The organism is Paraburkholderia sp. 31.1, from assembly GCF_014397645.1.
Taxonomy (GTDB): domain Bacteria; phylum Pseudomonadota; class Gammaproteobacteria; order Burkholderiales; family Burkholderiaceae; genus Paraburkholderia; species Paraburkholderia tuberum.
In genome coordinates, this window is sequence record NZ_VZQN01000108.1 from 1 (window position 1) to 5460 (window position 5460).

Annotated in this window: 6 protein-coding genes, 1 tRNA gene and 1 pseudogene; 3 read left to right on the forward strand and 5 right to left on the reverse strand. The window is 60.5% G+C overall.

The features are described 5' to 3' along the window. The first annotated feature begins 189 nt into the window (after positions 1 to 189). Together F6X37_RS35160 and F6X37_RS35165 are read left to right on the forward strand one after the other, a co-directional pair. Entirely contained in the window at positions 190 to 693 is a 504-nt protein-coding gene (locus F6X37_RS35160) for a GNAT family N-acetyltransferase (protein WP_187614597.1), read from the forward strand. 15 nt (positions 694 to 708) lie between these two features. Beyond that, positions 709 to 1227 carry a hypothetical protein gene (locus tag F6X37_RS35165; protein ID WP_187614598.1) on the forward strand — a complete coding sequence of 173 codons (519 nt, stop codon included), beginning with the start codon at positions 709 to 711 and terminating at the stop codon, positions 1225 to 1227. Positions 1228 to 1256: 29 nt separating this feature from the next. On the opposite strand, the gene F6X37_RS38130 is transcribed toward F6X37_RS35165, so the two are convergent. Then, positions 1257 to 1592 (reverse strand): DUF6538 domain-containing protein, encoded by a 336-nt coding sequence (locus F6X37_RS38130; protein WP_410451548.1) that lies wholly within the window; start codon positions 1590 to 1592, stop codon positions 1257 to 1259. Between the two features lie 120 nt (positions 1593 to 1712). Then, positions 1713 to 1786, reverse strand: a tRNA-Gly gene (locus F6X37_RS35170). Between the two features lie 225 nt (positions 1787 to 2011). Between F6X37_RS35170 and F6X37_RS35175 the strand changes: the two genes are divergently transcribed. After that, a complete protein-coding gene (locus tag F6X37_RS35175; RefSeq protein WP_187614599.1) occupies positions 2012 to 3595 on the forward strand; it encodes a methyl-accepting chemotaxis protein in 1584 nt (527 codons plus the stop codon). A 58-nt stretch (positions 3596 to 3653) separates the two neighbouring features. Here the strand turns inward: F6X37_RS35175 and F6X37_RS35180 are convergent, their stop codons facing one another. The 3 genes and pseudogenes from F6X37_RS35180 to F6X37_RS35190 form a co-directional block, all read right to left on the reverse strand. Beyond that, positions 3654 to 4217 carry a YggT family protein gene (locus F6X37_RS35180; RefSeq protein ID WP_018421532.1) on the reverse strand — a complete coding sequence of 188 codons (564 nt, stop codon included), beginning with the start codon at positions 4215 to 4217 and terminating at the stop codon, positions 3654 to 3656. Positions 4218 to 4374: 157 nt separating this feature from the next. After that, positions 4375 to 4695, reverse strand: a complete 321-nt coding sequence (locus F6X37_RS35185; RefSeq protein ID WP_090801500.1) for an EthD family reductase — start codon at positions 4693 to 4695, stop codon at positions 4375 to 4377. Positions 4696 to 4780: 85 nt separating this feature from the next. Then, positions 4781 to 5335, reverse strand: a pseudogene (locus F6X37_RS35190) (DUF2520 domain-containing protein); the annotation flags it as partial. Positions 5336 to 5460 lie beyond the last annotated feature (125 nt).

A 5460-nucleotide genomic window follows, 5' to 3' on the forward strand; every position in this document is an offset into this window, starting at 1 on the left:
TGGACACCGGTTGGTGCCGTGACGCTTAACCCCGAACGCGACTCAGTCGTCGAGATGGCGTCGATCAGCGCAAATAAACAGCCTCTGGCTGCATGAGTGAGGCGACAACTTGCTTGACGCGCGCCGGGTAGCTGAACTCGAATTGCTGCACACCACCAAATTTATGTAAAGGAAACCTAACTAAATACAATGAAAACCATTATCCGTGATGCAACACTGGACGACTTGTCGTTTCTAGTCGGGCAATTTGATGAAGGGGTCTCAGGCGGGCATTTTGCGGGGCAGCCCGGGGTGCCGACCGCGCGAATATGGCACGAGTGGTTAAGGAAGCGCCTCATGGTGCGGAAATGTTTTCGCCCTGATGGTTCATTTATTGTTGAGCAGGTACGAATAGCCACGTCTATAGCTGAAGTGGATGGAAAGCCTGTCGGACTTTTGCTTTCTTCACCAGAAACACCTGCTGATACGTCTGCAATCGAGATCTATATGCTGAGTGTGCTCAAGTCAGTGCGTCGGCAAGGCGTGGCGTCTGCGCTCATTCGAGTCGAGGAGCATCGGCATGTGGCCGGGACGACGTTTTATGCTAGGTGCTATCCGAAATCAACGTGGGCAATTGGTTTTCTTCAAAAACATGGCTATCGTGTAGAGCGGATTTCCCCAGACTCTGGAATGCACTATTTAAGAAAACCTTAGCGTGGAAACGTAGTCATGAATGAAGCGGATAAGAAGGAAAGGCTGGAGCGCCTGGCAAAGCTGCAAGTTGAGGCGAAGGAAAAAGAGGGAGTGCTCTTCGTCATGTACGGGGCGCTGCTCGCCTTTTCCAGCACTGCGCTTCTTGCGCTTACGACAGTTCCGAGCCGCGGGTTTTTGACAACGGTTGCGTGCTGTTCACTAACAGCAGCATGCATATCGTTTGGCACGGTCGTGATCGGTAAGATACATGTTCTTCACAAGGCAGAGGGGTTGCATATCGGCCACATCATCGTTGCCGAAAATTTTTCCAGTCTGGCACACGTGCTCGGGCTCGTCTTCCTGACCATTGGTATTGCCACGCTCGTATGGCATATTTCATGGTTCTGCGCGTTGTTTTTTATTGTATGCATCGGCTTCGCATTTCACCAGCATGCTCGGTTCAGGAAAGCGCTTGATGTGATGCCAGACGCAAGACATGCTCTCGATGTCGTGGAAAACCGTCAGTCAACTGTCGGTCAAGGTAATCCTATCTGAGGAAGCAATGGATATTGTCGAAAAAAGCATTAATGAGATAGTTTTAGACGAAAAAACCAAGGAGGTGCTCCTCCTGCCCTCCAATTACGAAGACGATGCAGATAAACATTTGTACCACTCCAATACGCTGTCTTTCTACAAATACGCACGTAAGCTTTGTTGGGGTCCAGTTTGTGCCGGGTCATTTCGAGTTGCAGGTTGAGATAAAGGGCGCGTGCCTTGGCAACAGTGAAATCCTTCGTCTTGAGGGACTGATAGACGCTGACCTTTCCGAGGCGTTCCGCAAGGATAGCCGGAAGTTTGTACCGGAAGAAATATCCAACCGATTTCCTGTCACGGTGTAGCCGTGGTGTCTTGATAGGCAAGGAAGGCTCCTAGCGCCTATTTCTCAAGCAGGTGTGGGTAGCTGGCGTGAGTAAAAGGTGTGGGCACGGCCACTTCTGGCCGACCGGCAGAGCCTTATGGGACAAGGCTGGGAGCCATTTTGGAGCGGGCGATGGGAATCGAACCCACGGCTCTAGCTTGGGAAGCTAGGGTATTACCATTATACGACGCCCGCAGAGCGCGCTATGTTACAGGCTTTTGGGCCGTTTGGGCAGGGGTATGGCTCGCGCGCACGAGCAGCCGACCCGTCTTTTCGCTTCTGCGGTTCGAACGGCGCGAGCCTTCAGACTTCGTCTGCGCCTGCCGTTAATCCGAATACTGCCCAACACCGTGCGCTTGCGCACCCCGCAAGCCGGCACGAACCCGGCGCTTCCCATCCCGATCAAGAGATTTTCCCAAGATGCAGTGGCTTTCCAATCTGAAACTGAGCCAGAAGCTTGTCGGCTCGTTGATGCTGTGCGCGTTCGTAACGGCCATCGTCGGCACGGTCGGTGTGCTGAAGGTGCGCGAAGTCGCGACGATGCAAACCGAAATGTACGACCGCGAATTCGTGCCTGTGCGCGACGACGGCACCGCCGCGTGGCAGGCCGCTTCGCACTTCCGGCGCCTCTATTCGTACATCCTGAATCCGGAGCCGGCAGGCCGCGCCGATACGGTGCGCCTGAATCACGGCGGTGAAGCGGCGATCCTGTCGGCATTCGACTACGAGCGCAAGCATGCGACCACCGACGCGCAGAAGCAATTGCTGAGCGACTTCGACGCCGCCTATCCGGCCTATATGAGTTCGGTCGCGAAGGTAATGGCGCTGGCCGACCAGGGCGATCAGAGCGGCGCGCTCGCCGAGCTCAAATCGACCACCGACCCGCTGCACGTCAAGCTGCGCACGCTGATGATCAAGCTGTCCGACGTGCGGGACGAGTTGGCCAGGCAGCGTGTCGCGAACGGCGTCGAGATGGTTCGCTCGGTGACGTGGTGGATCGCGAGCTGCGCGGTCGTCGGCGTCGCGGTTGCGATCGGCCTGGGGCTGCTGGTGACGCGCGCGGTCGTGCGGCAGATCGGCGGCGAACCGGCCGAAGTCGCGAAGGTCGTCGAGCAGATCGCGGGCGGCGACTTGAGCCGGCGACTACACACCGGCGCCGCCGACGACGGCAGCATCTTGCGCGCGGTCGCGCACATGCAGGAGCGTCTCGCGGCGACGATCGGTTCGATTCGCGAAAGCGCCGAGTCGGTCAGCATCGCTTCGCAGCAGATCGCGAGCGGCAACATCGATCTGTCCGCTCGCACCGAAGAGCAGGCCGCTTCGCTCGAACAGACCGCGGCGAGCATGTCGGAATTGACGCAGACCGTCACCCGCAACAGCGACAACGCGCGCAACGCGAGCGCGCTCGCGACTGAGGCGGCACAGGTCGCCAACACCGGCAACACTGCCGTCGAGGGCATGGTGCGCACCATCGGTGATATCAGCGGCAGTTCGACGAAGATCTCGGAGATCACCGGCGTGATCGAGGGCATTGCGTTCCAAACCAATATTCTCGCGTTGAACGCGGCGGTCGAGGCCGCGCGCGCGGGCGAGCAGGGGCGCGGTTTCGCGGTGGTCGCGAGCGAGGTGCGCAACCTCGCGCAGCGCTCGGCGAGCGCGGCCAAGGAGATCAAGGAGATGATCACGACGTCGGTCGCGATCATCGAAGGCGGCACGCAGCAGGCAGCCGAAGTCAGCACGACGATGGCGGATATCAAGGCCGCGATTCATCGCGTGTCGGATATCGTCAGCGAGATCGCAACGGCCTCCGAAGAGCAGAACCGCAGCATTCACCAGGTCGGCCAGGCCGTCACGCAGATGGACGAGACCACGCAGCGGAACGCGGCGCTCGTCGAACAGGCCGCGGCGGCCGCGCAATCGCTCGAGACGCAGGCGCGCAAGATGAAGCAGACGGTGTCGGTGTTCCGGACGGGGGAGAGCCGCGGTTTCGCGGCAGCCGTGTAGAAGCCGCGCCGACTCAAGCGGCCGCCGCGCGTCAGCCCAACTTTCCCGCGCAATCAGCTCAGATCACAAAATAAGTCAGCTGAACCGCCGCGCGCGTGACGACCATCTGCAGCACCTGCACGATCACGAACAGCAGGATCGGCGACAGATCGATACCGCCGAACTTCGGCAGCACGCGACGCAACGGATTCAGAAACGGCGCGGTCAGCTGATACAGAATCGGCATCGCGGGCGAACGCGGATTGAGCCACGACAGCAGCGCCATCAGGATCGTCATCCAGATGATCAGATTGAGCGCCCACTTGATCGCGGTGAGCACCGCGACGATCAGCAGCGTCGGCACGAGCGTCAGCGGATCCGCGCCCGTCAGCACGATCATCAGGACGACGTAGATGATCGCGGCGATCAGCGTTGCGACCACGCTCGCCCAGTCGATGTTGCGCGTGCTCGGCAGGATGCGCCGCAGCGGCAGCACGATCCAGTTGGTCGCCTGCAGCACGGCGTTCGAGACCGGGTTGTACGGCGGCAGGCGCACAACCTGCAGCCACGCGCGCAACAGCAGCGCGGCGCCAAACAGAGTGAAAACGGTATTGAGCAGAAAACGGGCGATATCGCCAAACATCTCGTGTCCTTATGCTTCTGATGACGGCCGCCGACCGGCCGCGGGCTGCCGGCGTCGCCCGATCGGTGCGTGCCGGCGGTTTTCTGGATTTACCCGGTTAGCCAACCGGAGGTTCGACGTCATTGCGCGCCGCCTCCCGATGGCTGTCTGTCCGGCATCACACGGAAATCCGGACCTCGCTGATCAGGATTGTGCCGTTGCCGCCGTCGGTGTAGTTCGGGATATCCGCTAATAGTTGCTCGGACGCGGGCTTGAACACTTTATAGAAGTCGTCCGCGCTATCGAACAGGAAGTGTCCCGCGGCCACGTAAGGCGGTGGCGTGCCGGGCGGCCCGGCGTTCAGGCCCGCGTCGACCGACCAGCCTTTCAGCGCCGGCCCGAACAGCTTCGCCGCGAGCGGCATATGGGTCGCGCAGTAGTAGTCCATGTCGAAGCGGCCGTTTTCCCGGTACGGGTAGAGGATGCTGACCTTGATCATTGTGCGTTCTCGTCTGTTGGTCCCGAAGCGCGGCGCGGGTCGTCGCGTGGTTCGCCCGGCGTGCCGGACGTCACATTATCACGGCTTACTTGACGCTTGCACCTGCCGCGGCCTGATTCAGCGAGCGGCCCAGCGATTCTTCCACAGCTTCGGAGATCGCTTCAATCGTCGCGGCCGGCGTTGCGCGACGTCGGGCGAGGTTGACCGCGCGGCGCGTCAGCAGACCATACAGCGCGGCATGGTCGCCGCCGAAGCCTTCGAGCAGCGCGAGCTGCTTCTCGACGACACCCGTGTCGCCGCGCGATACCGGCCCCGCGAGCGCGTTGGGCAGGCCTTTGTCGCGCGCGGTTTCGATCGTGCCGGCGAGCATCGGCAGCAGCGCGCGCAGCGCGTCGTCTTCGGCGAAGCCGAGCGTGCGCCACAACGCCACGCATTCGGCGAGGCTGCAGAGCGCGAAGCTCGCCGCGTAGTGCGCGGCGGCGTGATACAGCATGCGGCCGCCCGGCGGAATCGACAGCGGATGGCAGCGCAGCGCGAGCGCGAGCGCGGTCAGCGTCTCCTTCAGTTCGCCGTCGGCTTCGATCGTCACGGAGCAGCCGACGATACGCTCGAGATCGGCGAGCTCGCCGCTAAATAGATAAGTGTTGCTGGTAAACGCGTTTGAATTTTGTTAACTTCGGCGACCCCATTGCGCCGGAGTCCAGATGAAGTGTGTTGTAGAGCTGAGCGAAGCCGAGGAAAAGACCTTGCAACAGATGTCGTTGA

What these genes read in the sequence shown, in the direction of transcription:
- F6X37_RS35160 (WP_187614597.1), top strand. Translation starts at nt 190, where the DNA reads ATGAAAACCATTATCCGTGATGCAACACTGGACGACTTGTCGTTTCTA.
- F6X37_RS35165 (WP_187614598.1), top strand. Translation starts at nt 709, where the DNA reads ATGAATGAAGCGGATAAGAAGGAAAGGCTGGAGCGCCTGGCAAAGCTG.
- F6X37_RS35175 (WP_187614599.1), top strand. Translation starts at nt 2,012, where the DNA reads ATGCAGTGGCTTTCCAATCTGAAACTGAGCCAGAAGCTTGTCGGCTCG.
- F6X37_RS35180 (WP_018421532.1), bottom strand. Translation starts at nt 4,217, where the DNA reads ATGTTTGGCGATATCGCCCGTTTTCTGCTCAATACCGTTTTCACTCTG.
- F6X37_RS35185 (WP_090801500.1), bottom strand. Translation starts at nt 4,695, where the DNA reads ATGATCAAGGTCAGCATCCTCTACCCGTACCGGGAAAACGGCCGCTTC.